The sequence below is a fragment of the Monashia sp. HAY1-11D genome, assembly GCF_056868035.1.
In genome coordinates this window covers 498,919-524,499 of sequence record NZ_CP200320.1, presented here as the reverse complement: position 1 = coordinate 524,499, position 25,581 = coordinate 498,919, and the positions used below count along the sequence as shown (strand labels likewise).

General features: G+C 73.4%; 27 protein-coding genes. 14 read left to right on the top strand and 13 right to left on the bottom strand.

Annotation, left to right across the window (positions count from 1 at the left end):
- Window positions 1-22: 22 nt before the first annotated feature.
- The gene (locus AC1VM9_RS02310) at window positions 23-1,693 is read left to right on the top strand and encodes a LuxR C-terminal-related transcriptional regulator (RefSeq protein WP_483120945.1); all 1,671 of its coding nucleotides are present in this window, start codon (window positions 23-25) and stop codon (window positions 1,691-1,693) included.
- On the opposite strand, the gene AC1VM9_RS02305 is transcribed toward AC1VM9_RS02310, so the two are convergent.
- The 3 genes from AC1VM9_RS02305 to AC1VM9_RS02295 form a co-directional block, all read right to left on the bottom strand.
- Complete coding sequence (locus AC1VM9_RS02305) at window positions 1,655-2,860, bottom strand: flavin-containing monooxygenase (RefSeq protein WP_483120943.1); 1,206 nt, start codon at window positions 2,858-2,860, stop codon at window positions 1,655-1,657. The two genes, AC1VM9_RS02310 and AC1VM9_RS02305, sit on opposite strands and share 39 nt — an antisense overlap.
- Before the next feature lie 163 nt (window positions 2,861-3,023).
- Window positions 3,024-3,713 (bottom strand): class I SAM-dependent methyltransferase, encoded by a 690-nt coding sequence (locus AC1VM9_RS02300; protein WP_481340346.1) that lies wholly within the window; start codon window positions 3,711-3,713, stop codon window positions 3,024-3,026.
- The gene (locus AC1VM9_RS02295) at window positions 3,710-4,558 is read right to left on the bottom strand and encodes a DUF3109 family protein (RefSeq protein WP_483120941.1); all 849 of its coding nucleotides are present in this window, start codon (window positions 4,556-4,558) and stop codon (window positions 3,710-3,712) included. Before AC1VM9_RS02295 ends, AC1VM9_RS02300 begins: the two co-directional genes overlap by 4 nt.
- 138 nt (window positions 4,559-4,696) lie before the next feature.
- On the opposite strand from AC1VM9_RS02295, the gene AC1VM9_RS02290 reads away from it, so the two are divergent.
- From AC1VM9_RS02290 to AC1VM9_RS02270, 5 genes are all read left to right on the top strand, one after another.
- Window positions 4,697-5,353: a TetR/AcrR family transcriptional regulator gene (locus AC1VM9_RS02290; RefSeq protein WP_481340350.1), complete on the top strand. Its 657-nt coding sequence runs from the start codon at window positions 4,697-4,699 to the stop codon at window positions 5,351-5,353.
- Window positions 5,354-5,363: 10 nt separating this feature from the next.
- Window positions 5,364-6,122 carry an ABC transporter ATP-binding protein gene (locus tag AC1VM9_RS02285; RefSeq protein WP_481345745.1) on the top strand — a complete coding sequence of 253 codons (759 nt, stop codon included), beginning with the start codon at window positions 5,364-5,366 and terminating at the stop codon, window positions 6,120-6,122.
- Window positions 6,119-6,853, top strand: coding sequence for an ABC transporter permease (locus tag AC1VM9_RS02280; protein WP_481340354.1), 735 nt, complete (start codon window positions 6,119-6,121; stop codon window positions 6,851-6,853). Before AC1VM9_RS02285 ends, AC1VM9_RS02280 begins: the two co-directional genes overlap by 4 nt.
- 65 nt (window positions 6,854-6,918) lie before the next feature.
- On the top strand, window positions 6,919-7,848 hold the full coding sequence (locus AC1VM9_RS02275) for a Ppx/GppA phosphatase family protein (protein ID WP_481340356.1): 930 nt from the start codon (window positions 6,919-6,921) through the stop codon (window positions 7,846-7,848).
- Between the two features lie 16 nt (window positions 7,849-7,864).
- Window positions 7,865-8,662 (top strand): sugar phosphate isomerase/epimerase family protein, encoded by a 798-nt coding sequence (locus tag AC1VM9_RS02270; protein ID WP_483120938.1) that lies wholly within the window; start codon window positions 7,865-7,867, stop codon window positions 8,660-8,662.
- A 54-nt stretch (window positions 8,663-8,716) separates the two neighbouring features.
- Here the strand turns inward: AC1VM9_RS02270 and AC1VM9_RS02265 are convergent, their stop codons facing one another.
- The 3 genes from AC1VM9_RS02265 to ku all read right to left on the bottom strand — a co-directional run bounded on the left by AC1VM9_RS02265 (window position 8,717) and on the right by ku (window position 11,803).
- Entirely contained in the window at window positions 8,717-9,445 is a 729-nt protein-coding gene (locus tag AC1VM9_RS02265; RefSeq protein WP_483120936.1) for an SDR family oxidoreductase, read from the bottom strand.
- 63 nt (window positions 9,446-9,508) lie between these two features.
- The gene (locus tag AC1VM9_RS02260) at window positions 9,509-10,735 is read right to left on the bottom strand and encodes an acetyl-CoA hydrolase/transferase family protein (RefSeq protein WP_483120935.1); all 1,227 of its coding nucleotides are present in this window, start codon (window positions 10,733-10,735) and stop codon (window positions 9,509-9,511) included.
- Between the two features lie 93 nt (window positions 10,736-10,828).
- The gene (gene ku / locus AC1VM9_RS02255; RefSeq protein WP_483120933.1) at window positions 10,829-11,803 is read right to left on the bottom strand and encodes a non-homologous end joining protein Ku; all 975 of its coding nucleotides are present in this window, start codon (window positions 11,801-11,803) and stop codon (window positions 10,829-10,831) included.
- Window positions 11,804-11,821: 18 nt separating this feature from the next.
- Between ku and ligD (AC1VM9_RS02250) the strand changes: the two genes are divergently transcribed.
- Complete coding sequence (gene ligD, locus AC1VM9_RS02250; RefSeq protein ID WP_481345741.1) at window positions 11,822-12,769, top strand: non-homologous end-joining DNA ligase; 948 nt, start codon at window positions 11,822-11,824, stop codon at window positions 12,767-12,769.
- Window positions 12,769-13,656, top strand: a complete 888-nt coding sequence (ligD, locus tag AC1VM9_RS02245) for a non-homologous end-joining DNA ligase (RefSeq protein WP_483120931.1) — start codon at window positions 12,769-12,771, stop codon at window positions 13,654-13,656. The genes ligD (AC1VM9_RS02250) and ligD (AC1VM9_RS02245) overlap by 1 nt, the downstream gene beginning before the upstream one ends.
- 131 nt (window positions 13,657-13,787) lie before the next feature.
- Here ligD (AC1VM9_RS02245) and AC1VM9_RS02240 read toward each other — a convergent pair whose 3' ends face one another.
- Window positions 13,788-14,117, bottom strand: a complete 330-nt coding sequence (locus tag AC1VM9_RS02240) for a histone-like nucleoid-structuring protein Lsr2 (RefSeq protein ID WP_481340370.1) — start codon at window positions 14,115-14,117, stop codon at window positions 13,788-13,790.
- Window positions 14,118-14,357: 240 nt separating this feature from the next.
- Window positions 14,358-14,627, bottom strand: a complete 270-nt coding sequence (locus tag AC1VM9_RS02235) for a hypothetical protein (RefSeq protein ID WP_483120929.1) — start codon at window positions 14,625-14,627, stop codon at window positions 14,358-14,360.
- Window positions 14,628-14,731: 104 nt separating this feature from the next.
- Here AC1VM9_RS02235 and radA point away from each other — a divergent pair, with 104 nt between their 5' ends.
- The 3 genes from radA to AC1VM9_RS02220 all read left to right on the top strand — a co-directional run bounded on the left by radA (window position 14,732) and on the right by AC1VM9_RS02220 (window position 18,278).
- A complete protein-coding gene (gene radA, locus AC1VM9_RS02230) occupies window positions 14,732-16,162 on the top strand; it encodes a DNA repair protein RadA (RefSeq protein WP_481340374.1) in 1,431 nt (476 codons plus the stop codon).
- 55 nt (window positions 16,163-16,217) lie between these two features.
- Window positions 16,218-17,294 (top strand): DNA integrity scanning diadenylate cyclase DisA, encoded by a 1,077-nt coding sequence (gene disA, locus AC1VM9_RS02225; RefSeq protein ID WP_481340376.1) that lies wholly within the window; start codon window positions 16,218-16,220, stop codon window positions 17,292-17,294.
- A gap of 90 nt (window positions 17,295-17,384) precedes the next feature.
- Window positions 17,385-18,278: an HhH-GPD family protein gene (locus AC1VM9_RS02220; RefSeq protein ID WP_483120927.1), complete on the top strand. Its 894-nt coding sequence runs from the start codon at window positions 17,385-17,387 to the stop codon at window positions 18,276-18,278.
- A gap of 88 nt (window positions 18,279-18,366) precedes the next feature.
- Here AC1VM9_RS02220 and AC1VM9_RS02215 read toward each other — a convergent pair whose 3' ends face one another.
- Window positions 18,367-18,756 (bottom strand): pyridoxamine 5'-phosphate oxidase family protein, encoded by a 390-nt coding sequence (locus tag AC1VM9_RS02215; RefSeq protein ID WP_481340380.1) that lies wholly within the window; start codon window positions 18,754-18,756, stop codon window positions 18,367-18,369.
- Between the two features lie 125 nt (window positions 18,757-18,881).
- On the opposite strand from AC1VM9_RS02215, the gene AC1VM9_RS02210 reads away from it, so the two are divergent.
- Genes AC1VM9_RS02210 through AC1VM9_RS02200 form a run of 3 tightly spaced genes read left to right on the top strand, consistent with a single transcriptional unit; the run spans window position 18,882 to window position 21,506 of the window.
- Window positions 18,882-19,676 (top strand): ABC transporter permease, encoded by a 795-nt coding sequence (locus AC1VM9_RS02210; RefSeq protein ID WP_481340382.1) that lies wholly within the window; start codon window positions 18,882-18,884, stop codon window positions 19,674-19,676.
- The gene (locus AC1VM9_RS02205; RefSeq protein ID WP_483120925.1) at window positions 19,669-20,550 is read left to right on the top strand and encodes an ABC transporter permease; all 882 of its coding nucleotides are present in this window, start codon (window positions 19,669-19,671) and stop codon (window positions 20,548-20,550) included. The genes AC1VM9_RS02210 and AC1VM9_RS02205 overlap by 8 nt, the downstream gene beginning before the upstream one ends.
- Window positions 20,547-21,506, top strand: a complete 960-nt coding sequence (locus tag AC1VM9_RS02200; RefSeq protein ID WP_481345632.1) for an ABC transporter ATP-binding protein — start codon at window positions 20,547-20,549, stop codon at window positions 21,504-21,506. Before AC1VM9_RS02205 ends, AC1VM9_RS02200 begins: the two co-directional genes overlap by 4 nt.
- 18 nt (window positions 21,507-21,524) lie before the next feature.
- Here AC1VM9_RS02200 and AC1VM9_RS02195 read toward each other — a convergent pair whose 3' ends face one another.
- The 4 genes from AC1VM9_RS02195 to AC1VM9_RS02180 are packed head-to-tail and all read right to left on the bottom strand — an operon-like array spanning window position 21,525 to window position 25,402.
- The gene (locus tag AC1VM9_RS02195) at window positions 21,525-22,067 is read right to left on the bottom strand and encodes an amino-acid N-acetyltransferase (protein WP_481340388.1); all 543 of its coding nucleotides are present in this window, start codon (window positions 22,065-22,067) and stop codon (window positions 21,525-21,527) included.
- The gene (locus AC1VM9_RS02190; RefSeq protein WP_483120922.1) at window positions 22,064-23,290 is read right to left on the bottom strand and encodes an LCP family protein; all 1,227 of its coding nucleotides are present in this window, start codon (window positions 23,288-23,290) and stop codon (window positions 22,064-22,066) included. The genes AC1VM9_RS02195 and AC1VM9_RS02190 overlap by 4 nt, the downstream gene beginning before the upstream one ends.
- A 22-nt stretch (window positions 23,291-23,312) precedes the next feature.
- Window positions 23,313-24,647 carry an FtsX-like permease family protein gene (locus tag AC1VM9_RS02185; protein ID WP_483120920.1) on the bottom strand — a complete coding sequence of 445 codons (1,335 nt, stop codon included), beginning with the start codon at window positions 24,645-24,647 and terminating at the stop codon, window positions 23,313-23,315.
- Window positions 24,644-25,402 carry an ABC transporter ATP-binding protein gene (locus AC1VM9_RS02180; protein ID WP_483120918.1) on the bottom strand — a complete coding sequence of 253 codons (759 nt, stop codon included), beginning with the start codon at window positions 25,400-25,402 and terminating at the stop codon, window positions 24,644-24,646. The genes AC1VM9_RS02185 and AC1VM9_RS02180 overlap by 4 nt, the downstream gene beginning before the upstream one ends.
- Between the last annotated feature and the right edge of the window lie 179 nt (window positions 25,403-25,581).

The following is a 25,581-nucleotide window of genomic DNA, read 5'->3' as shown; positions in this document are numbered from 1 at the left end:
TCGTGGCAGGAGGGTGAGGCCCATGGGCGTCGTCGACGAGCTGCTCCGCGCCAGAGCCGAGTTCGAACGCGGCGACTGGCGGGCGGCCTACGCCACGTGGACCGGGCTCGACCTCGCCGGTCTGTCCGTGGAGGACCTCGAGCGGTCCGCTGCTGCCGCCAACCTCCTGGGCCGGGCGGACGAGGCGTCCGAGCGGTACGCGGCTGCGTACGAGGCCCGGCTGTCAGCGGGGCAGGACGCCGCCGCGGCGATGTGCGCGTTCCACGTGACGATGGTGCTGCGCGCGGCCGGTGGCCGCTCGGCCGCCGCCGGGTGGCTGGCTCGCGCCGAGCGGCTCGTGACCGACCTGCCGCCGGCCGACACCGCGCGGGGCTGGGTCACGTTCGCGCGGATGTTCACCCACCTCGAGGCCGGACGCTTCGACGACGCCCTCGCGTGCGCCCTGGCCGTGACCGACGCCGGTCGCGCCGGCGCCGATGCCGACCTGGTGGCCACCGGCCTGTGCGCGCAGGGCCGGATGGCGATCTACGGTGGCCGGGTCCGCGACGGCATCGCCCTGCTCGACGAGTCGATGCTCGAGGCCGAGCGCGGAGCGCGGGAGCCGGTCACCGTGGGGCACGTCTACTGCACGGCGATCGAGGGCTGCCAGGAGGTCTGCGACCTCCTCCGCGTCGCGGAGTGGACGACGCGCCTGACCGCCTGGTGCGCGGCTCGTCCCGCGCTCGTCCTGTTCACCGGGCAGTGCGCGCTGCACCGCGCGCAGGTCATGCGGGCCCGGGGCGCGTGGGACGAGGCGCTCGACGAGCTCGACGCCGCGGTCACCCGTTACCTCGCGGCCGGGGCCGTCGATGCGGTGGGGCAGGCGTCGAGCGAGCGGGGCGACCTGCTGCGGCTGCGCGGCGAGCTCGCGGCGGCCGACGAGGCGTACGCCCGCGCCGGCAGGCACGGGTACGAGGCGCAGCCGGGCCTGGCGCTGCTCGCGGCGGCCCGCGGGCACACAAGCGCGGCGGCCGCCACGGCACGGCGGCTGCTGGCGGAGCCCGGGTCGAGCGTCCTTCGCGGCCGTTTGCTGCCCGGGGTGGTCGAGGTGCTCGTGGCTGCCGGTGACGTGGACGCCGCCCGCGCCGCGGCGCAGGAGCTCGACGAGGTGGCGACGGCGTTCGGGTCCGACGCGCTGGGGGTCCGGGCCGCCCTCGCGTGGGGGCGCGTGCAGCTGGCGCAGCGCGACGCGTCCGGTGCCCTTCCGTACCTGCGTCGCGCCCGGCAGTCGGCGATGTCGCTCGACCTGCCGTACGAGACCGCCCTGGCCGACCTCGAGACCGGCCGCGCCCTCCTCGCCCTCGGCGACGTCGACGCCGCGCGGCGCTGCCTCGCCGGGGCGCGCGAGGTGCTCGACCGGCTGGGAGCCCGGCCCGCCGTCGAGGAGGTCGATGCGCTGACCGGCCGCCGGCCCCTGCCCGCGGGGTTGACCGGGCGGGAGGTCGAGGTGCTGCGTCTGGTCGCGGCCGGGTGCAGCAACGCCGACATCGCGACCGAGCTGGTCCTCAGCGAGCGGACCGTCGCCCGCCACCTGTCCAACATCTTCGGCAAGCTCGGCGTCGGCAGCCGCACGGCCGCGGCTGCCTTCGCGTTCGAGCAGGGGCTCGTCGCCGGCTCACGCGACGCGGTCGGCCGCCCGGCCGGCGACCCCTGAGCCGGACGCCGCCCGCTGCGCCGGGGCCCGGTGCCGGGCGATGTGCCCGGCGACGTACGCGGCGTCGCGACCGACACCCGGGAGCACCATCGAGGCGAACGAGTACTGGAACGACAGGCCGCAGAAGTAGAGGCCCGGCACGTCCTGCGCCACGCCCCGGAACTCGCGCGGCCAGCCGTCGTCACCGATGGCGGGAAGGTCGAGCCAGTCGAAGCGCTGCTCGAACCCGGTGGCCCAGACGATGTTCGGCACGTCGAGCACCGAGCCGTCGGCCAGGGTGGGGCGTCCGTCCGTCACGCCGGTGACGCGGTCGAGGCGCCGGTCGACGCCCCGGGCCGCGAGGTCCTCGCGCTTGACGCGCAGCATCGGGCCGCCGTGGTGTCGGATGCCGGCCATGGCCTTGCGCCCCATCGGCGTCCGCCGCGTCAGCACGTGCCGCCAGGCGAAGAGCAGCAGCGGGAAGAGCGCGTGGACCGCCGGGGAGTCCCACCGGACGCCGAGCTGCCCGCAGTCGCGACCGGCGAGCGTCGTCGGACGTCCCTGCGCCAGCTCGTAGGCGATGTCGCACCCCGAGTGCGACGCGCCCACGACGAGCACCGGCCCCTCCCGCAGCTGTGACGGGCGTCGGTACTGGCTCGAGTGCAGCTGGAGGATGCCGGGGTCCAGGTCGGCGGCGAAGGCCGGCACGTGCGGCGACCGGCCGAACGTCCCGGTGGCCACGACGACGTTGCGGCACGCGATGACGCCGTGGTCCGTCGTCACCACGAAGCCCTGGGAATCTCCTGCGGCACAGACGTTCTCGACGCGCACGCCGAGTCGCACCGGCAGGTCGAACCGTGCGGCGTACGCGGCGAGGTAGGCGGCGACGTCGTCCTTGCCCGGGAAGACGCGCGGGTCGCCGGGGAACCGGAGCCCGGGCAGTGCGTCGTGCGCCGCGGGCGTGTAGAGCCGGAGCGAGTCGTACTGCTGGCGCCAACCGTCGCCGACGGCGGCGTTGCGCTCGAGCACGATGCAGTCCCGGCCCCGGGCGAGCAGCTCCCGTGCCGTGGCGAGCCCGGCCTGGCCGGCGCCGACGACGACGGTGTCGACCGTCTCGTGGGTCTCCAGGGTCTCGAGGTCCTCAGTGGCGGGGTGATCGGCGGCTGTGGTGGTCCTGATGTCGTCCATGGTGTTCCTCCTGTGGTCCGTGCAGCCACGGTAGGAACGGCGGCCCGGGTGCCGCGTCGGTCGTGATGCCCATCCGCTGCGATGCGGGAATGGGCAGAAATGACCACGACGGCGCCTCGGCGCGGGCTCGAGGCGACGGTCCGACGGCGGTGGGCAGGTCAGGTCAGTAGCGGCGCCACCAGAGGTTGACCGCGTAGTCGACGCCGGTCGCGTCGGGGTGCTCCGCCAGGACGAGGTCGGCGTGCTCCGGCGCGAACTCGATGCCGACGACGGACTCGAAGTCCTCGCGCGAGTCGAAGTCCCAGCGGATGTCGAGGCGCTCGCGGGACCAGCCCCGCCGCTGCCAGAAGCGCTCGACGGCGCGCGGGTCGTAGGACGGCAGCGCCCGCCGGAACCACGTGCCGAAGGTCGAGCGGGTGGCGTCGTTGTCGATGACGAACGCGGCACCGCCGGGGCGCATGACCCGGTCGAGCTCGGCGAGCCCGGGCTCGCAGCCGGGGCCGAAGAAGTAGGACCAGCGGGCGTGCGCGACGTCGAAGGACCCGTCGGGCACCCCGATCGCGGCTGCTGCCTCCTCGCGGACCGAGGCGTTCGGCAGGTGTGAGACCCGTTGCGCCGCAAGGGCGGCCAGCGGCGGGTGTGGTTCCACGCCGACGACCGTCCGCGCGGAACCGGCGAACATCGGCAGGTGGAAACCCGTGCCGCAGCCGATGTCGACGACGTCGCGGTCCGCCCAGTCGAGCACCGAGCGCATGGCCGCCTCGATGACGTGGTCGCGGTCGACGCCGAGGTTCTCGATCTCGTAGACGTCCGGGGAGTCCCAGATGTTGGGGGAGGGGATGACCTCGCTCACCGTGCGGCTCCCGCGTCCCGGCCCGGCGAGCGCGGCGCCGGTCGCAGCCGCTCGCCCTGCGCGTCGAGCGTCGCCGGGTGGACGAGCAGCGGCAGCAGCTTGCGGACGCCACGAGCGCGGACCGCCTTGACCTGGGCCAGGTGCGCCTCGGCGCGGATGACGAGCTCGGCGTACGCCATGGGGCCCATGAGCTCGACCAGCTCGGCCTCGTTGGAGCGGTAGACCGGCTCTCGGCCGACGTGCGCCTCGGGGTTGCCCGAGCAGTACCAGTCGAGGTCGTGGCCGCCCGGGCCCCAGCCACGCCGGTCGTACTCGGTGATCGTCACCTCGAGGTAGCTGGTCTCGTCGGGCAGCTCGACGGTGCGGAAGGTGCGGCGGATCGGCAGCTGCCAGCAGACGTCGGGCTTGAGCGTGTGCGGCTGCACGCCGGTGAGCACGGCGTGCTGGTGGAGCGCGCAGCCCACGCCCGCCGGGAACCCCGGACGGTTGAGGAAGATGCAGGCGCCGTCGACGACCCGGGTCTTGCGGGCGCCGTCCTCCTTCTCGGTCCAGTCGTCCTTGTCGCCGGTGGCAGTGCCGACCGAGTGGTACTGCCACTCGTCCTCACCGAGCTCCTCGACGGCCCGCTGGACCCGCTTCCAGTCGGCCTTCTCGGTGAAGTGTGCCCCGAGCGTGCAGCACCCGTCGTCGGGCCGGTCGGCGTAGATGCCGTGGCACCCCGAGCCGAAGATGCAGGTCCAGCTGCTCGTGAGCCAGGTCAGGTCGCACCGGAAGCGCTGGTCGGCGTCCGCCGGGTCGGTGAACTCCACCCAGACGCGAGGCAGGTCAAGGGGTGCTTCGGCCACCGGCACACCCTACGTCCGTCTTCCTCCGGGGCGAACACCCTGTTCGCGTCCGCGTCGGTCCGACGGTGCGCTCCGGCACCCGGGCGAGCGCGAGCACGGTGGTCGCCGAGGGAACCGGTGGGGCCTACCGTGTGGTGCATGACAGCGAGACCGACGCCGCGGGGGAGGGGCCGGCGTCCGGGCGGGGCAGACACCCGCGCCGCCATCGTCGACGCCGCGCGCCGGTCCTTCGCGACGCACGGCTACGACAAGGCGAGCGTGCGCGGCATCGCGCGCGAGGCCGGCGTCGACCCCGCCCTCGTCCACCACTACTTCGACGGCAAGGCGGCCCTGTTCGCCGAGACGCTGTCGGTGCCCGTGGACCCGGCCCGGATCGTCGAGCGCATCCTGGCCGGCGGCCCGGACGGCGTCGGCCGGCGTGTCATCGAGACGTTCCTGGCGGTGTGGGAGCCCGGTGACCGGCGCGACGCCCTCGTGGCGCTCGTGCGATCGAGCATGACGAGCGAGGACGCCGCCCGGGTGCTGCGCGAGTTCCTCGGCCGCGAGATCTTCGGCCGGGTCGCCGCCGCCTTCGGGCTGCCCGACGTGCAGCTGCGGGGCGGCCTCGTGGCCTCGCAGATCATCGGGCTCGTCGTCATGCGGTACGTCCTGCGCATGCCGGGGGTCGCCGATGCGAGCGTCGAGCAGCTCGTCGAGCGCATCGGGCCCGTCATCGAGCACCACCTGTTCGGCCGCTCGGCACCGGCCGGGGTCGGACCGGCCGAACCCGTTTACAGCGCGGGGGCCGAGGAGTAGATTTCATCGCATGATGAATAACTCGTCGGACCCGGCGGTCGTCGTCCGCGACCTGCGCGTCGTGCGCGGCAAGCGCCTCGTGCTGCCCGGTCTCGACCTCGAGGTGCCCTCGGGCAGGGTCGTCGGGCTGCTCGGCCCCTCCGGCTCCGGAAAATCGACGCTGATCCGGTGCATCGTCGGCGTGCAGGTCATCGAGTCGGGCACCGTCACCGTCCTCGGGCACCCCGCCGGCTCGGCCCCGCTCCGGGCCGACGTCGGGTACGTCACGCAGACCCCGAGCGTCTACGCCGACCTCACCGTCCGCGAGAACGTCGCCTACTTCGGGCGGGCCGTCGGGCTGCGCGGTCCGGAGCTGCGGGCGGCCGTGGACCGGACCCTCGCCGAGGTCGACCTCGCCTCCCACGCCGACCAGCTCGTCCGCGACCTGTCCGGCGGGCAGGAGTCGCGCGTCTCGCTCGCGGCCGCCCTCGTCGGCCGACCCAGCCTGCTCGTCCTCGACGAGCCGACCGTCGGCCTCGACCCCGTGCTGCGGCGCGACCTCTGGAACCTCTTCCGCGACCTCGCCGAGGCGGGCCACTCCCTCATCGTCTCGAGCCATGTCATGGACGAGGCGACGCGCTGCCACCAGCTCGTCCTCCTGCGCGAGGGACGCGTCCTCGCCGACGTCACGCCGGACGAGCTGCTCGCCCGCACCGGCGCTGCCGACGCCGACGCCGCGTTCCTCGCCCTCATCGACGCCGAGGCCGCGCGCGAGAGGAGCGCGTCGTGAACCCCGGCCTCGCCCTCGCCACCGCCGGACGCGTCCTGCGCCAGGTCCGCACCGACCACCGCACCATCGCCATGATCCTCGTCGTGCCGTGCGTCCTGCTCGGCCTGCTCGCCTGGATCTTCGACGGCACGCCGGTCTTCGACCACATCGGGCCGGCCCTGCTCGGGATCTTCCCGATGATCGTCATGTTCATCGTCACGTCGATCGCCACGCTGCGCGAGCGGCAGTCGGGCACCCTCGAACGCCTGCTCACGACGCCGATGGGCAAGGGTGACTTCATGCTCGGCTACGGACTCGCGTTCGGCGGGCTGGCCATCGTCCAGGGCGTGGTCGCGACGGGCTTCGCGGTGTGGGTGTGCGGCCTCGACGTCGCGGGCCCGTTGTGGCTGCTGCTGGTCGTCGCCCTCGCCGACGCGGTCCTCGGCACCGCGCTCGGTCTGCTCGCGAGCGGCTTCGCGCGCACGGAGTTCCAGGCCGTCCAGTTCATGCCGGCGTTCGTGCTGCCGCAGGCGCTGCTCTGCGGCCTCTTCGTCGCTCGCGACCAGCTGCCGACCCTCCTGTCGTGGATCTCCGACGTCCTGCCGCTGTCGTACGCCGTCGACGCGATGAACGCCATCACCTCGAGCGCCGACGGCACCGGGGACGCGCTGCGGTCCCTCGGCATCGTCGTCGCGTTCATCGTCGGCGCGCTCGCGCTCGGCTCGCTCACCCTCAGCCGCCGCACCCCGTGACCGGTCGCTGCCCGCCCGCTGGGCGGTCCGGGGGGCGCGACCGCGGCCGCCGTTAGGGTGAGGGCATGCGTCTGGGCGTCGTCGACATCGGGTCGAACACGGTCCACCTCCTCGTCGTCGACGCCCACCCCGGAGCCCACCCGCTGCCGGCCTTCTCGCACAAGACCGAGCTGCGCCTGTCCGAGAGCCTCGACCCGCAGGGACGCGTCGACGACGGCACCGCCGACCGGCTCGTCGCGTTCCTGCACGAGTGCCTCGAGGTGGCCGACGACCAGGGCGTCACCGACCTGTTCGCCTTCGCCACGTCGGCCCTGCGTGAGTCGCCGAACGGCGAGGCCGTCATCGACCGGGTGCGCGCCGAGACCGGCATCGACCTCGAGGTGCTGAGCGGCGTCGACGAGGCTCGCATGACGTTCCTCGCGGTGCGACGCTGGTTCGGCTGGTCGAGCGGGCGGGTCCTCGTCGTCGACATCGGCGGTGGCTCCCTCGAGCTGGCGGCCGGTTTCGACGAGGAGCCCGACGTCGCGCTCAGCCTCCCCCTCGGCGCCGGACGGGTGACACGCGAGCAGCTGCCCGGCGACCCGCCCGAGCCCGACGTCGTCCGCCGCGTCCGGTCCGGCATCCGCGCGACGCTGGGCGAGAACGTGCGCCCCCTCCTCACGGGTGGGGTCCCCGACCGCGTCGTCGGCACGTCGAAGACGATGCGCTCGCTGGCGCGGATCGCCGGTGCCGCACCGCGCGCCGAGGGACCGTTCGTGGCGCGGTCGATGACCCGCGGCGACCTCCACGTGATCGGCCAGAAGCTCACCGGTATGGACGTCGCCGCCCGTGCCGCGCTGCCCGGCGTGTCCGAGGGCCGGGCACGCCAGCTGCTCGCCGGGGCCCTCGTCGCCGAGGCTGCGCTCGACCTGCTCCAGGTCGAACGCGTCGAGATCTGCCCCTGGGCGCTGCGCGAGGGGCTCATCCTCCGTCGCCTCGACCACCTCGTCGGGTGATGCCGACAATGGCCGGATGACGATCCGCATCGGGCTGTCGACGTCGTCGGTGTACCCCGGCAACGCCGCCACCGCGTTCGCCACGGCGGCCCGGCTCGGCTACGACTCGGTCGAGGTCATGGTGTGGACCGACCCGGTCACCCGCGAGCCCGGTGCGCTCCGCGCGTTGTCCGAGCTGCACGGCCTGCCGATCGCCTCGGTCCATGCCCCGACGCTCCTGCTGACCCAGCGGGTCTGGGGCACGGACCCGTGGACCAAGATCGACCGGTCGGTCGACCTCGCGCTCGAGGTCGGTGCGCCGGTCGTCGTGCTCCACCCCCCGTTCCGCTGGCAGAAGGACTACGCGGCGGAGTTCGTCGACGGGATCGCCGAGCGGGAGGCCGCGGCCGGAGTCCGGCTCGCCGTCGAGAACATGTACCCGTGGCGCACGGCCCGTCGCGACGTGCTGGCCTACCTGCCGCACTGGGACCCCGTCGACCAGCGCTACGACAGCGTCACCCTCGACCTGTCGCACACGGCCACCGCGGGGTCGGACGCCGTCGCGATGGCCCGCGCGCTCGGCCCACGGCTCGCACACCTGCACCTCGCCGACGGGCTGGGGTCGTTCAAGGACGAGCACCTCGTTCCCGGGCGGGGGAGCCAGCCGTGCTCCGAGGTGCTCGAGCTGCTCGCCGACGCCGGCTGGTCCGGGGACGTCGTCGTCGAGGTGTCGACGCGCAAGCTGTCGGCCGAGGACCGTGAGCTGGACCTCGCCGAGGCGCTCGCGTTCGCCCGGCTGGCCACCGTCCCGACGCGTGGTGCCAGCCGCATCTGACACCCGGCGCGCGGCGGGAACGACGTGCCGGCACGGCGCCCGCGGGCCGGACCGTCAGGCGGTGAAGCCGCGGGGGCGGACGCTGATGCTGTCGACGTTGGCGCGCGGACCCGCCTCGAGCGCGAGCCGCACCGCGGCGACGACCGACTCGACGTCGAGGTAGCGCTGCGGGTCGTAGTCGGCGCCCTCGAAGGAGACGAGCTCGTGCTGCATGTCGGTGTCGACGCGTCCGGGGTGCACCGACGTGACCCGCACCCCGTTGCCGCGCTCCTCCTCGCGCAACGCGTCGGTCAGGGCGCGCAGCGCGAACTTCGATGCGGCGTAGGCGCCCCCGCCCCGCGAGCTCGCGAAGCCGGAGCCCGAGTTGAGGGCCACGACGCGTCCCCGAGCGGTCCGCAGGGCGGGCAGCAGGGCACGCGTCACCGCAGCGACCGCCACGACGTTGACGGTGAGCGACTCCACCCAGTCCGAGACCGGCGCCTCGGCCACCGTGCCGCTGCGCAGGATGCCCGCCGAGTGGACGAGGACGTCGACGCGCGGCAGGCGGACCGCGAGGTCGGTGAGCGCCGCGTCGAGCGAGCCCCCCGGTGCGCAGTCGGCCAGGTCGGCGACCAGCCCCTCGGCAGAAGGCAGCTCGCCGACGACGCGGCCGACCGACTCGGTGCTGCGGCCACCCACGACCACGTGGTGGGTTGGTGCGAGGTCGCGGACGACGGCGAGGCCGATGCCGCGGGTGCCCCCGGTGACGACGGCGACGGGACGGGAGGCGTCGGTCTGGCTCATGCGGCCCACCCTAGGGTCGCCGGTCCCGCGTGGTCGGGCCTCCCGGCCCGAGGGGTGGTCGGCTCACGTGAGGCCGAGCGCGTGCGCCTCCTCCCAGAGGTCGTCGCGGACGCGGGGATGGGCGCAGTTCTCGATGATGTCGTGACACTGCTCGCGCTCGCTGCGGCCCCACAGCGCCGCGACGCCGTGCTCGGTGACGAACGCGCTCTGCTGGAAGCTCGTCACCGGCTCGTCGACGAGGGGCACGACCGTCGAGCAGTCCGCCCTCGGGTGCCACGACCGGAGCGCGATGAAGGACTGGCCGCCGGGCGAGTGCAGCGCCCCGACGATGAAGTCGGTCTGCCCCCCGAACCCGGAGTGGATGCGGGCGTCGATGCGTGAGGCGTTGGCCTGCCCGAACAGGTCGACCTCGAGGGCCGTGTTGACCGAGGTCATCCGACGCTGCTGGGCGATGAGGCCGGGGTCGTTGGTCTTCTCGGTCCGCAGCATCCGGACCCTCGGGTTGCGGTCGAGCCACTCGTAGAGGTCGGGTGAGCCGAAGACGAACGAGGTCACGAGCGGGTGGTCACGGTCGAGCGCCCCCGCCGCGTCGAGGGCGAGGATGCCGTCGGAGAACATCTCGGTCCACACGCGCAGGTCCCGGCGCCCGACGAGGGCCTCGAGAGTGGCGTCCGGAACGGCACCGATACCGAGCTGCATCGTCGCGCCGGCCGGGACCATCGAGGCGACCATCCGTCCGATGGCCGCGCTGTCGGCGTCCGGCGGCACCGGCACGTGCGCGGCCAGCTGCGCGTCGACCTCGACGGCGAGGTCGACGTGCTCGACCGGCACCTGTGCGTCGCCGAACGTGTACGGCATCCGCGGGTTGAGCACCGCGACGACGAGCCCACCCCGGGCGCGACACGCCTCGATCGCGGCCGGCAGCACGTTGACCTCGACCCCGAGGCTGACCTGCCCGTCGACCGGCGGCGCGCAGTGCACGAGGACGACGTCGGGCGGCAGCGACCGCCGGTAGAGCAGCGGCACGAGGGAGAGCCGCGAGGGCACGTACCGCAGGTTCGGGTGGCGACGCATGCCCGGGCCGACGAAGCACGTCTCGACGGTGACCCCGTCCCGCTCGGGCAGCCCCTTCGGCGCGTTGAGCGCGTGGAGGACGTAGGCCGGCACGGCCTCGTCGACCGCCTGCACGGCCTCGAGCGGCATGGCCATGTTGCCGCTCGTGACGATGCGCGGGTTGTCCGGCAGGCCACGAAGACGCTTCTGGAGCTCCTCGACGGTGACGATCTGCACGCGTCCATCCTCCCGCCGGCGGCGGCTCGGGAAAACTCGAGCCGACCCGTGGGGTAGTGACATGGGTCTCGTCCGACGCGGCGGTCCGGCTGGTCAGCTGGCCTTGCGCGAGGACTTCTTCGCGGCGGACTTCTTCGCGGTCGACGCCTTCTTCTCGCCCGCCTTGGTGGCGGACTTCTTCGCCGCCGCCTTCTTGGCGCCCTTCCCGCCGCCGGACGTCCCACCGGCCTCGGCCTCGTCGGCCTCGTCGGCCGTCCCTGCTGCGGACGACGCGCCACCGCCCGCCCCGCCGCGCGAGGCCTTGGCCCGGTCGACGCTGCGCTGCAGGGCCGCGAGCAGGTCGACGACCTCGGTCTCCTCCTCGGCGCGCTGCGGCGTCTCCTTGAGCTCGCCGCCCTCGATCTTGGAGGACACGAGCGCCTCGACGGCCTCCGAGTAGTCGTCCTCGAACTCGTCGGGCTCGTAGTCGCCCGAGAGCGAGTCGACGAGCGAGGACGCCATGGCCAGCTCCTTCTGCGTGGCGTGCGTGTCCTCCGACAGCGACTCGAACTCCGGCTTGCGCACCTCGTCGGCCCACAGCAGCGTCTGCAGGACGATGACGCCCTCGCGGACCCGCAGCACCGCGAGGGTCATGCGGGTGCGGATCGAGACGGTGACGAGGGCCATCCGGTCGGCCTTCTCCAGAGCGTCACGGAGCAGCACGTAGGGCTTGAGGCCGGTCTTGTCCGGCTCGAGGTAGTAGCTCCGGTCGAAAAGGAGCGGGTCGATCTGCTCGGAGGGGACGAACTTCTCGATCGAGATCTCCTTGGACGAGCGTGAGGGAAGGCTCTTCATGTCCTCGTCGGAGAGCACGACCATCTGGCCGTCGGAGGTCTCGTATCCCTTGGCGATGTCCGAATACGGGACTTCCTCGCCGTCGATTGCGCAGACGCGCTGGTACCGGATTCGTCCACCGTCCTTCTCGTGGACCTGGCGGAACTGCACGTCGTGGTTCTCCGTGGCCGAGAACAGCCGGACCGGCACATTGACCAGTCCGAACGACACGGCGCCCTTCCAGATGGCTCGCATGGGAACAAGAATGCACCCATGCGCCCCATGCTCGCGACGCCCGCGTCGGCCATTCCGACCGGGAACACGTGGCGGCACGAGGTGAAATGGGACGGGATGCGCGTCCTGGCCGACGTCTCGGACGGCCGGCTGCGGCTGTACTCACGCACCGAGCGCGACGTCACCGTCGCCTTTCCGGAGCTGCAGGGGCTGCGCTCGGAGTACGCCGACATGCTCCTCGACGGCGAGATCGTCTCCATGCGCGGCGGGGTCCCGTCGTTCGCCGCGATGGCCGAGCGCTTCCACGTCACCGACGTGCGGCGGGCCGCCCGGCTCGCCGAGGAGGCGCCGGTGACCCTCATGGCCTTCGACCTGCTGCGGCTCTACGGCGTCGACCTGCTCGGCCGCCGGTGGAGCGACCGGCGCTCGACGCTCGAGCGGCTGGAGCTGTCGACCGCCCGCTGGCAGACCCCGCCGACCTTCGCCGACGGCGTCGCGCTGCACGACGCGACCCGCGAGCAGGGACTCGAGGGTGTCGTCTCCAAGCGGGTCGACTCGGCCTACCTGCCCGGCGTCCGGTCCGCCGCCTGGCTCAAGTCGCCGCACCGCGGCACGGTGTCGGTGGTCATCGGCGGGTGGCGCCCCGAGGCGGCCGGGTCCGGGTCGCGCCGGCTCGGTTCGGTGCTCGTCGGCGTCCCGGCGTCCGGCGGCCTGCGCTACCTCGGCCGCGTCGGCGCCGGGCTGGCCGGGCGCAGCGGGCAGGCGCTGCTGCGCGACCTGACGCCCCTGGCGTCGGCCGACTCGCCCTTCGGGACGGACGTGCCCCGTGAGGACGCCGACGGCGCGACGTGGGTGCATCCCGTGCTCGTCGCCGACGTCCAGTCGCTCGGCCTGAGCGGGCAGGGCCGGCTGCGCCAGCCGGCGTTCAAGGGGCTGCGCACCGACCTGACTCCGGGTGACGTCGACGACGCCGTCGAGGGGGAGTGATGCCGGTCGAACCGCCGAAGGTCACCGTCGAGGTCGAGGGGCGCCGGATGCGTCTGTCGAGCCTCGAGAAGGTCATGTACCCGGCCACCGGGACGACGAAGGCGCAGGTCATCGACTACTACGCGCGCGTCGCCCCGGTGATCCTGCCGCACCTGCGCGACCGCGCCGTGACCCGCATCCGCTACCCCCACGGCGTCGGGGACATGCAGTTCTTCGAGAAGAACATCCCCGCCGGGACCCCGTCATGGATCCGGCGTGCCGGCCGGGACCCGGTGTTCCCGCTCGTCGACGACCTCGCCGGCCTGACGTTCTTCGCCAACCTCAACTCCCTCGAGCTGCACGTGCACCAGTGGAGGTACGAGGGCGAGGGCCGCGACGCGGTGGCCCGCAACCCCGACCGGCTCGTCATCGACCTCGACCCGGGCCCCGGCACGGGCCTGCCCGAGTGCGCGCACGTCGCGCTCGTCGTGCGTGAGCGTCTGGGCACCATCGGCCTGGACACGGTCCCGGTCACGAGCGGCAGCAAGGGCATGCAGCTGTACGCGGTCCTACCGGGCGAGCACACGAGCGACGCCATCCGCGACACCGTCCAGCAGCTGGCCCAGGAGCTGAGCAAGAAGCACCCCGACCTCGTGGTGTGGAAGATGGCCAAGGAGCTGCGCGACGGCAAGGTCTTCCTCGACTGGAGCCAGAACGTCGCCGCCAAGACCACGGTCTGCCCGTACTCGCTCCGGGGCCGGGAGCGGCCGACGGCGGCGTGCCCGCGCTCGTGGGACGAGGTCGAGGCCGGCGCGGACGGCGGCACCTTCGAGCAGCTGCGGATGGAGGAGGTCGTCGAGCGGGTGGCCTCCGACGGCGACCTCGCCGCCTCGATCACCAGCGCCTGACGCATGCCTGGCACCGGCCTGCCGCATGCCTGACACCGGCCCGCCGCCGGGTCTGACGCCGGCCGGGACGCGCGAGGGCCCGGCACCGTCGGGTGCCGGGCCCTGCTGGAGCCGTGCGCCGACCGGTGGCGTCAGTGCGCCTTGTCGTAGGCCTCCTGGACCTCGGCCGAGATGCGGCCGCGGTCGGAGACCTGGTGACCGTTGGCCCGGGCCCACTCGCGCACCGCGCCGAGGTCGCGCTTGGGGGACCCGCCCCCGCGTCGCTTGGTCGCCGCGCGCGAGGCGCCGCCGCTGCGTCGCGCGTGGCCGACCCACGAGGCGAAGTCCTCGCGCAGCTTCTTCGCGTTCTGGTCGGACAGGTCGATCTCGTACGTCACGCCGTCGAGGGCGAACGTCACGGTCTCGTCGGCGTCACCCTGGTCGATGTCGTCGATGAGTCTCACTTCGACACGCTGAGCCATGTTTCTCCGTCTTCAGATGATGGGTTGTTCTGGAGGGGAAATGCATGCCCGCCGTGGCGGGCAGGATCAATTTACCGCTCCCGGTCCCGAAATGCATTTACCCCGGGGGAAATGAGGCCCTGAATGGCGGTGAATTGCCGAAACGTGACCTTTCAGGTCGCCTCGTCGTTGTGTGTGGCCGCCTCGGGCGAATGCCGATCGGGGCTGTCCCCGGAAGACCGCATTCTCTGAATGGCCGTGTCAGTGGTCGACGCGGTCGGTGCCCGAACCCTCCCCGGCACGAGGTCCATTCACGTCGTGCGAGGCGTCGGAGGAAATGTCCGAGATCCCCTCGCCGGTCCGGTCGAGGCGCTGGGCCCGTTCACGGCGGTCGTGCTCGGCCTCCCATTTCGCCTGGGCGAGGCGCTCACGCCGGTCGCCCTCGAGAATGGTCTTGATGAGGAAATAGAACAGCGTGGCCACACCGATCGTCGGCACGACGGCGAGCACGTACGGCATGACCGACTCCATGCCTCCAGTCTCGCACGCACGTGAGAGGGCCTCGGCCTCGCCACCGGCCGGTCTTCCGGCCGGCCTTCCGGCCGGTGTCGGTCCCGGGCCCTACGGTCGTCGCCATGGCATCCAGGACCGTGACGAGATCGTCGACGACGGGCCGGCGCGCGCCCGGGTACCGCTGCGCGGAGTGCGGCTGGACCACCGTCAAGTGGGTGGGGCGGTGCGGCGAGTGCCAGGCCTGGGGGGCCGTGGCCGAGGTCGGCGCCACGACGGCGCGCACCGCGGCGGCGTCCGTCGTCGACCCGGCGCCGCGGATCGGCGACGTCGACGTCACCCAGGCAGCCGCACGCCCCACCGGGGTGGCCGAGTTCGACCGGGTCCTCGGCGGCGGCCTCGTGCCCGGGGCGGTCGTCCTCGTGGCCGGCGAGCCCGGCGTCGGCAAGTCGACGCTGCTGCTCGACGTCGCGGCGCGCGCGGCCCGCTCCGGCGCCGAGGTCCTCTACATCAGCGGGGAGGAGTCGGCCCCGCAGGTGCGGGCCCGGGCCGGGCGGATCGAGGCGCTCGCCGACAGCCTGTACCTCGCGGCCGAGACCGATCTCGGCACCGTCCTCGGGCACGTCGAGGCGCGCGCGCCGCAGCTGCTCGTCGTCGACTCGGTCCAGACCGTCGCCAGCGCCGACGTCGAGGGCCAGCCGGGCAACGTCTCCCAGGTCCGCGAGGTCGCCGCGAGCCTCATCCAGGCCGCCAAGTCCCGGGGCATGGCGGTGCTGCTGGTCGGCCACGTCACCAAGGACGGCTCCATCGCCGGGCCGCGCGTGCTCGAGCACCTCGTCGACGTCGTCGTCCAGTTCGAGGGCGACCGCCACTCGCGGCTGCGGCTCGTGCGCGCGGTCAAGAACCGGTACGGCCCCACCGACGAGGTCGGCTGCTTCGACCTGTCCGACGTCGGCATCGTCGGGCTGCCCGACCCGAGCGGCCTGTTCCTGTCGAGCCGCGACCACGCCGTGGCCGGCACGTGCGTCACCGTCACCCTCGAGGGTCGGCGACCCCTCGTGGCCGAGGTTCAGGCGCTCGTCGCGCCGTCGCCGCTGCCGTCGCCACGTCGCACGTCGAGCGGGCTCGACGCGTCGCGCCTCGCGATGGTCATCGCCGTCCTGGACAAGCGCGCCGGCGCGCCGGTCGGCTCCCGCGACATCTTCGCCGCCACCGTCGGCGGCGTCCGCATCACCGAGCCCGCCGCCGACCTCGCCATCGTGTGCGCCGTCGCGTCGTCGGTCGTCGACCAGCCGCTCGCCCCCGACGTCATCGCCCTCGGCGAGGTCGGCCTCGCCGGCGAGGTCCGGCGCGTCACCGGTCTCGACCGCCGCCTGTCCGAGGCTGCCCGTCTCGGTTTCCGGCACGCGCTCGTGCCCGCGGGGAGCCTCGCCGATACGACCGTGCCGCAAGGCCTCCGGGCCGTCGAGGTCTCCGACGTGCCTCGCGCCATCGAGGCCATCGGACGCCTTGCCGGTGACCGGACAGCGGGGGCGCATGCTCTCGGCACCGTCTAGACTGCGACCGACCGGGGTCGACGCGATGGGCTCGCCCCACGCTGACAGGGACGTGATGGACCGGAACGACGAGCTGCTGCTGCGCGCGGCCCTCGCCGCGGTGGCCCCCGGGACCGAGCTGCGGGACAGCCTCGAACGGATCCTGCGTGGACGCACCGGCGCCCTCATCGTGCTCGGCTTCGACCGTGTCGTCGAGTCCATCTGCACGGGTGGGTTCGCCCTCGAGGTCGAGTTCTCCGCCACCCGTCTGCGCGAGCTGTGCAAGATGGACGGCGCCGTCGTGCTCGACCGCGAGGGGGCGCGCATCCTGCGGGCGGCGACCCAGCTGGTCCCCGACTCCAGCATCGAGACCACCGAGTCGGGCACCCGGCACCGCACCGCCGAGCGGGTCGCCAAGCAGACCGGGTTCCCCGTCATCTCGGTGAGCCAGTCGATGGGCGTCGTCGCGCTGTACGTCGGCAACCGCCGCCACGTCATCGAGGGCTCGCCGACCACGCTGTCGCGCGCCGACCAGGCGCTGCAGACCCTCGAGCGCTACAAGGCGCGCCTCGACGAGGTCACCGGCACGCTGTCGGCCCTCGAGATCGAGGACCTCGTCACCGTCCGCGACGTCACCGCGGTGCTCCAGCGCCTCGAGATGGTCCGGCGCATCTCGGCCGAGATCCAGGACTACGTCGTCGAGCTCGGCACCGACGGCCGCCTGCTCAGCCTTCAGCTCGAGGAGCTCGTCGGCGGCCTCGGCAACGACCGTGAGCTCGTCATCCGCGACTACCTGCCGGCGACGAAGTCCGACCTCACGCTCGAGGAGGCGCTGGCCAACCTCGAGTCGCTCAACTCCGTCGAGCTGCTCGACCTGTCGGCCGGTGCCCGGGCCGTCGGGTTCACCGTCGTCGGCGACAGCCTCGACGCACCGGTCAGCCCGCTCGGCTACCGGCTGCTGACCAAGGTCCCGCGTCTGCCGAGCGCCATCGTCGAGCGCCTCGTCGTCCACTTCGAGTCGCTCCAACGGCTGCTCGCGGCGGGCATCGAGGACCTCATGCTCGTCGACGGCGTCGGTGAGGGCCGCGCCCGCGCGGTCCGGGAGGGGCTGTCGCGCCTGGCCGAGTCCAGCATCCTCGAGCGCTACGTCTGACACGCTGCCCGCCCGGCGCGTCGGAGTCGTCTCCCTGCTCTCGCCGCGGTGCTGACCAGTGACGTCGGCGCGGGCGCCTACGATGCGTCGGTGCCTGCCTCACCCGTCGCCACGCCGCTGCTCCACGAGCGCGTCAACGCCTGGTACGCCGAGGCCGGCCGCAAGGAGCTGCCCTGGCGGGCGCCGGACTGCACCCCGTGGGGCGTGTTCCTGTCCGAGGTGATGTCGCAGCAGACGCCGCTCGGCCGGGTCGAGCCGATCTGGCGGGAGTGGATGGAGCGCTGGCCGACGCCCGCCGCGCTCGCCGCCGCGGCGCCCGGTGACGCCGTGCGCGCGTGGGGCCGGCTCGGGTACCCCCGGCGCGCGCTGCGGCTGCACGAGGCCGCCACCGCCATGGTCGACCGGCACGCCGGGCAGGTGCCGGGCACGCCCGAGGGGCTGCTGGCGCTGCCCGGAGTCGGCGCCTACACGGCCGCCGCCGTCGCGTGCTTCGCCTTCGGCCTGCCGGAGGTCGTCGTAGACACCAACGTGCGCCGCGTCCTGGCCCGGGCCGTGGAGGGCAAGGCCTTGCCCAACCTCACGCTCAACCGGGCCGAGACACGCCTGGCCGCCGACTCCCTGCCGGCCGACCGCGGCACCGCGACGACGTGGAACGTCGCCGTCATGGAGCTCGGTGCGCTCGTCTGCGTGGCGCGCGGACCTCGCTGCGGGGAGTGTCCGGTCGCCGACCTCTGCGCCTGGAACCTCGCCGGTCGGCCGGCCCACGACGGGCCGCCGCGGCGCGGACAGGCCTGGCACGGCACCGACCGACAGGTCCGCGGCGAGCTGCTGCGGCGGCTGCGCGAATGGCACGTCGCCGTCGCGCTCGACGACCTCACCGGCAGCGGCCCGGACCTCGCCCAGGTCATGCGGTGTCTCGACTCCCTCGTCGCCGACGGACTCGTCGAGCCGCTCGCCGAGCACCGCTACCGCCTCCCCGCCTGACCGGGACCCGACGGGCCGAGCCCGCGCCTCGGCGGTGCAGGCACGCCCTGCCGGTGGCTGACCGTCGTCGCCACCGAGACGCGGCGGGTCAGACGTTGCCGAGGACGCGGTCCACGTGGATCTCCACGACCACCCGCTGCGGGTTCGGACGCGGCTGCCGGTAGCGGGCCGCGTACCGACGCACGGCGTCGGCGACGGCGGGCGGCTCGTCGACGACGCGCGCCGTGCCCTCGAGCGTCAGCCAATGGCGCCCCTCCACCTGGCAGAGCGCGACGCGCCCGCCGCGGGCCGCGTTGACGGCCTTCTGGCTCGTGCGGCTCGTGATGACCCGCGCCACGAGAGCCTCGGTGTCCCAAGTGAACCCGACCGGCGTCACGTGTGGCGAGCCGTCGCGACGCGTGGTGGTGAGGGTCGCGAGGTGCCGCACGGTGAGGAACTCGACGGCAGCCGGCGTCAGGTCGCGGGGGGAGCGTGGCACGGGCCCACGCTAGAGGAGCGGAGTCCGGTCGCACGCCGCAGGTTGCCCGCGCGGCCCGGGACTTGTAGCGTCGCCCCTTGCGCCACGGGCCGGGTGAGCTGGTTCGAAGGGGGTCTCGACGCGTCATGAGGACGTTCTGGCTGCTCGTCCGCGCCGGTTTCCGGCGTCATTCGACGTACCGCCTCGCGCTGCTGGCAGGCATGACGACCAACTCGGTCTTCGGGCTCATCCGAGCCTCGATCGTGCTCGCGGCCATCGCCTCGGCCGGCTCGGCGATCGGTGGCTACGACGCGCCGACGGCCGTCGCGTTCGTGTGGTGGGGGCAGGCACTGCTCGGCACGGTCAACCTCTGGGGCTTCCAGGAGGTCGGCCAACGGGTGCGCACGGGCGACATCGCGGTCGACTTCCTGCGCCCCATCGACCCCCAGCTCGCCTACCTCGCAGCCGATCTCGGCAGGGCCGGCATCAACCTGCTGGCCCGTGGTGCCCCGGCGCTGCTCATCGGCGCCCTGCTGTTCGACCTGGCCTGGCCGGACGGCGCGGTGACCTGGCTGGCCGGGCTCGGGTCGGTCGTCCTCGCCGTCGTCGTGGCCTTCGCGGGAAGCTTCGTCGTCAACCTCCTCGCCTTCTGGCTCGTCGAGGTGCGCGGAGTGCGTCTGCTCTACATGATCACCGGCGGCCTCCTGTGCGGTCTCTACGTGCCGGTGCCGTGGTTTCCCGGCTGGCTGCGGACCATCGCCCAGTGGTCGCCGTTCCCGTCCATGCTGCAGAACCCCATCGACATCCTCGCCGGTCGCGTGACGGGGTCGCAGGTCCTGCCCACCCTGGCCGGCCAGGTGTTCTGGGCGGTCGCGCTCGTCGCGCTGGGCCAGGTCGTCATGCGGGCCGGTCGCCGTCGGCTGGAGGTGCAGGGTGGCTGAGCTGACGAGCGCCCCGAAGACGGGCCGGCCCTCGAGGGGTCGCGCGGCGTCGCACCCGGCCGCGAGCGCGGTCGGGAACCGGCTGCGCCCCTACCGCGTCCTGCTCGCCTCGCGGGCCCGCGCACAGATGCAGTACCGGACCTCGTTCGCCACCGACGTGCTCGGGACGCTGGGAGCCGGGCTGGCCGAGTTCGCCGAGGTGTGGGTCATCTTCCACAACGTCGACGTGCTCGGCGGTCTCGACTTCACCGCCGCGCTGCTCGTCTTCGCGTTGTCCAACCTCGCGTTCGCGGTCGCGGACATGCTCGTGGGCCACCTGGACCAGCTGCCGACCTACATCCGGGCCGGACAGGTCGACGCCTTCTACGTGCGCCCCCTGCCGCTGCTCGCCCAGCTGGTGACGAGCGACCTGTCCCTGCGCCGGGTCGGGCGGATGTCGGTGGCGGTCGTGGCCCTCGCCGTCGCCCTGAGCACTGCCTCGATCTCGTGGTCCTGGGCGACCGTCGCGCTCCTCGTCCTCACCGTCGTCAGCGGCACGGCGATCTTCGCGGCTCTCTTCACGACGGCCGGCGGTCTGCAGTTCTTCCTCGTCGACGGGTCCGAGTTCACCAACGCGTTCACCTACGGCGGCTCCTACGCCGCGCAGCAGAGCCAGCAGGTGTTCCCGGACCTGCTGCGGATCTTCTGGATGTTCGTCGTCCCGACGGCGTTCGTCGCCTACGTGCCGGCGGTCGCCATCCTCGACCTGCGGGGCGACCACCTCGCCCCGACGTGGCTCGCCTGGTGCACGCCGCTGGCGGCACTCTTCGCGTGGGCCGTCGCGGCCCTCTGCTGGCGGCTCGGCACTCGTCACTACCAAGGAGCAGGCGGATGAGCATCATCGAGACCCGTGACCTCGTGCGCGACTTCAGACGCACCCGCGCGGTCGACCACCTGTCGTTCACGGTCGAGCCCGGCGAGTCGGTGGGCTACATCGGCGCCAACGGCGCGGGCAAGTCGACGACGATCAAGATGCTGACCGGCATCCTCAAGCCCACCTCGGGTCACGTCCGCACGTGCGGCTTCGACCCGATGCGTCAGCGGGTGGAGGTCGCGCGACGCGTCGGCGTCGTCTTCGGCCAGCGCTCCCAGCTGTGGTGGGACCTGCCGCTGCGCGAGTCCTTCACGATCCTCGCCGCCATCCACCGGCTCGAGGACTCCCGCGCCCGCGCCCGGACCGACGTGCTCGTCGAGCAGCTGGAGATGGGAGCGGAGCTCGGCACGCCGGTGCGATCGCTCTCGCTGGGGCAGCGGATGCGGGCGGAGATCGCCGCCGCCCTCCTGCACTCGCCCGACCTGCTCGTGCTCGACGAGCCGACGATCGGGCTCGACGTGCTGTCCAAGCAGCGGCTGCGCGAGTTCCTCGTCGGCGAGCGGCGGGAGCGCGGCACGACGCTGCTGCTCACGACCCACGACATGGGTGACATCGAGCGCCTCTGCGACCGTGTGCTCGTCGTCGACCACGGCCGCCTGGCCTTCGACGGCACGCTGCCGGGCCTCGCCGCGACGGTCGGCGCCCAGCGGCTGCTCGTGCTGGACCTGGCCCAGCCGACGCCCGACCTGCAGACCGTCCCCGGAGCGACGCTCGTGGCGAGCGAGTCCGAGGGCCTGCGGCAGCGCCTGTCGTTCGACCCGGCCAGGACGACGGCGGCGGCCGTGCTCGCCCACGTGTCGGCGCGCCACGACGTTCGCGACCTGACCATCGAGGATCCCGACATCGAGGACGTCGTGCGCCGGATCTATGCGGCGTCGGGCCGCCGTGAGCGGGGGGTCGCGGGCGCCGACCGCTGACCGCGGCTCGCCACGGCCTCAGAGGGTCAGCAGCATCCGGGTGTTGCCCAGGGTGTTCGGCTTGACGCGTTCGAGGTCGAGGAACTCCGCGACGCCCTCGTCGTAGGAGCGCAGCAGCTCCGCGTAGACGGCGTGCGACACCGCCTGGCCCTCGATCGGCACGAACCCGTGCCGCTCGAAGAACCGCGTCTCGAACGTCAGGCAGAACAGGCGCCGGACCCCGAGCTCGCGGGCGTCCTCGACCAGCTCGCGGAGGATGCGTCCGCCGAGGCCCGTGCCGAGCTGGTCGTCGGCGACGGCGAGCGTACGCACCTCGGCGAGGTCCTCCCACATGACGTGCAGGGCCCCACACCCCACGACGCGCCCGTCGACCTCGGCGACACGGAACTCCTGCACCGACTCGTAGTAGGTCACCGCCTCCTTGCTGACGAGGACGCGCCGTTCGGCGAGGGGCGCGACGAGCGCCCGGATGCCGCGGACGTCCGCGGTCCGGGCGCGGCGGATCACCGGCAGGCCTGCACCGACGTCCGCGCCGACGCCCACGCCGGCGTCGGCGCTCACGAGAGGTTCCCGTCGCGGAACTGCGCGAAGAGGCGTCGCGCCTCGGCGCCGAGCACCACGATGGACTGGCCACCCGCCCAGCCGAACGCGCCCTTGGCGACGCCGCGGCCCACCTTCAGCGGGTTGAGCGTGTGCAGGCCGGCCGTGAACGTCAGGATCTCCTCGGCGTCGAGGTTGCTCCTGCCCACCCTGCTGAAGCTCGTCAGGGCCTGTGGGATGGCGATGGGACCGGCGAGCTTGGCCTTGACCGCTGCCGCGAGGATGACCTCGCCCTGGTGCCGCGAGCGGCCGAAGTCCCCGTCCGGGAGCGTCTTTCGCTCCCGGGCGTAGGCGAGGGCCTCGGCGCCGCTCAAGGTCTGGGCACCGGCCTTGATGACGAGGTTCCTGGCGTGCGAGGCGACGACGGTCTTCGGCACGACGATCGGGATGCCACCCTGCTCGTCGACGACCTTCTTGAACCCGGCGAACCCGATGACGACGTAGCCCCGCACCGGCAGCCCGGTGACTCGTCGCACCGTGTCCACCTGCGCCGACGGACCGCCGAACACCATGGCGGAGTTGATCTTCCCCTTGCCGCCGGTCGACAGCGGCACCCAGAGGTCGCGCGCCATACCCATGACGCCCCCGCCGCCGGAGCCGTCCTCGCCGATGACCTGGAGCACGTCGGCACGCGTGCGCTCCAGGGGCTGGCCCTTGCGCGCGTCGGACCCGATGGCGAGCACCCAGCGAGGGCCCTTGGGCCCGAGGCTCGGCCGGTCGATGCCGAGACCGGGCCACCAGCCGCCGACGACCCTCCACGTGGGTCCGACGGCGAGCGTGACGTCCGCACCCGCGGTGACGACGGCTACCGGCGTGCCCATCCAGGAGCCCACCGACGCCTTGGCGCCCGGCGGAACCGGCGCCGGCTTGCGTTGTGCCAGAGCGGACTTCGCCGTGGGGCTGACGGCCGGTCCGAGGTCGCCACCGGCGTAGAGGCGCTTCACGAGCGCGGCCAGCGGGGCGGGTGCACCGGTCACGCCGCCCGACGCTGCGGACGACGGGCTCGCCGGACCCGACGAGCCCGACCCTCTGGCCGTGCCGGCTGCCGAGGAGCCGTTGGACGGGGCCGGTGCGGCGGTGCACGCGGCGAGCAGGGCCGGCGTGACGGCGCCGACGACGGCAGCCACGACGGTGCCCCGCAGCCCGGTGCGACGGCGCGCGGTGGGGCGGTGCACGAAAGTCACCGCCCCACCGTAGACGACCGGTTCACGCGACGCGGGAGGCCGTCCGTACCAGGGACCGCGAGGCGAGGACCGATGCCAGCACGACCGCTCCCGCGAGCACCGACGTCAGGACGAAGCGGACGACCAGGGCCGAGTCGAGCTGGCTGCCGAAGGGCAGCATGAGCACGACGACGAACCCAGCCGACACGCCGATGGTCACCGCGAGCGGGAGCGCGACCTCGAGGGCACGCGCCCGGTGCAGGGACCTCTGGCCGGTCCCGGCCAGGGCGAGCGCGCGGTACTGGTCGCGTTGGTCCAGGACGCGCGCGGCCTGCACCACGCCCGTCGACGTCGCTCCGACGACGGTGATGATCGCCAGGGTCACGAACGATCCCGTGCTGAGATCTGCCGCGAGGTAGCGCTCGAGCCCCCTGGCGGAGTCGTCGACCGAGGTGAGGCTCGTGAACCCCGTGACGATGACGGCGAGCCCGAGGGCACCCACGGCTCGCCATGTGCTCTTCGGGTCATCGACGATGCGCCGGGCTGCGAGCAGCGTCGTCGCCGTGGGCGCGACCCGTGCCGCGACGCGGCCGGCGACCATGACGACCCAGGGCCCGACGGCGTTGACGGCCAGGATCATCGCGCCGAGCACGAGGACGATGACGACGCGGTCCGGCTCCTTCATGGGGGTGATGACGAGCAGCCAGGCGGCACCGGCGGCCGCCGCCACGAGGAGCCGGAGCAGGCTCAGTCGCCTCGGACTCGTGCGGGCGGCGACGCCGAGCGGGCTCACGACCACCCGGGACAGGCTCGAGGCCCCGGACAGCAGGGCCACGACGACGACTGCCGCGACGACCAGGCCGGTCTTCCACAGCGGTAGCAAGAGCTCGCCGAGCTCGAAGGTGCGCCCCTGGAACGTGAGCCGGGCCACGAGCGGTAGCACGGCCACGTAGAGGACGACGCCGGCCAGGGCACCGACGAGCGCCTGCGCGGCGGCCTCGGCCAGCGTCATCAGGGTCACCTGTCCGGTCGTCCCACCCGCGAGGCGCAGCACGGCCAGACGCTGGTCGCGCCGGGCGATGGCCAGTCTCGCCGCCACCCCGCCGAGGGTCAGGATCGGGATGACCAGGCAGGTCGTGGCGATCCACGCCAGCGTGACGTACAGCTCGCCGAGCGTCGCGGCGTCGATGGAGAGGCCGGCGACGCTGGCGTGCGGCGGGGTCGTGTTGCGCGCCTCGAACGCCGACAGGCCGGCGACACTGACGAGCAGGGCCGCGGTGGCGACGGCGAACGAGACGACGGCAAGGACGCTCGGCACCCGGTCCGACTCGGCGGCGGCTCGACGCAGGCGCCACCAGAGCGACAGCGCGGCCCTCACCGCCCGACTCCGAGCACGGCACCGGAGGTGTGACCCGACGTCGAACGGGCTGTCGTCCGCTCCACGACCCGTCCGTCCCGCACCCGCACGACGGACTGGCACCACGCAGCGACGTTCTCGTCGTGGGTCACGACGACGAGCGATGCCCCGGTGTGTGCGGCGAGGTCGGTCAGGTGCCGCATGACCTCGGCGCTCGTGTGCTGGTCGAGCGCACCGGTGGGCTCGTCGGCGAACACGACGCCGGGCCGCGCCACCATGGCGCGCGCGATGGCGACCCGCTGGGCCTGTCCGCCGGAGAGCTCGCCCGGGCGCCGCTTCTCCAGGCCGGCGAGGCCGAGGGGTGCGAACAGGGGCAGGGCCTGCCGGGTGGCGGCCCGCCGCGACAGGCCGTCGAGCATGAGCGGGAGGGCGACGTTCTCCACCGCGGGCAGCTCGGGCAGGAGCATGCCCTGCTGGAAGACGAAGCCGAAGTCCTTGCGGCGCAGTGTGGTCCGTTCCCGGTCGGACAGGCGTGCGATGTCGCGTCCGCGCCACAGCACCTGGCCGCCGGTGGGTCGCAGGATGCCGGCGAGGACGTGCAGCAGCGTCGTCTTGCCCGAGCCGGACGGGCCCATGACGGCGATGCTCTGGCCGCGGTGGACGGTGAGGTCGACGCCGCCCAGCGCGGGCGGCGTCTGGCCGGGGGTGTGGCCGTAGGTCATGACGAGGTCGCGGGCGACGAGGCCCTCGGGCGCGTTCGGGTCGTGGTTGCTCATGGCGTCCACCCTCGCCTCGGACGACCTGCCACGTCGTCGGCCGCCGGTCCCCATGCATGCGGCGCGGCTACGACCCCGGTCTGACCCCGCGGTGCACCGGCGTCAGACCCCGGTCGAGGCCGCGGCGGGCGAAGTGGAGCGGAACGGCCATGGGGGAGGACGGCGAAGGGGCCGGGGAA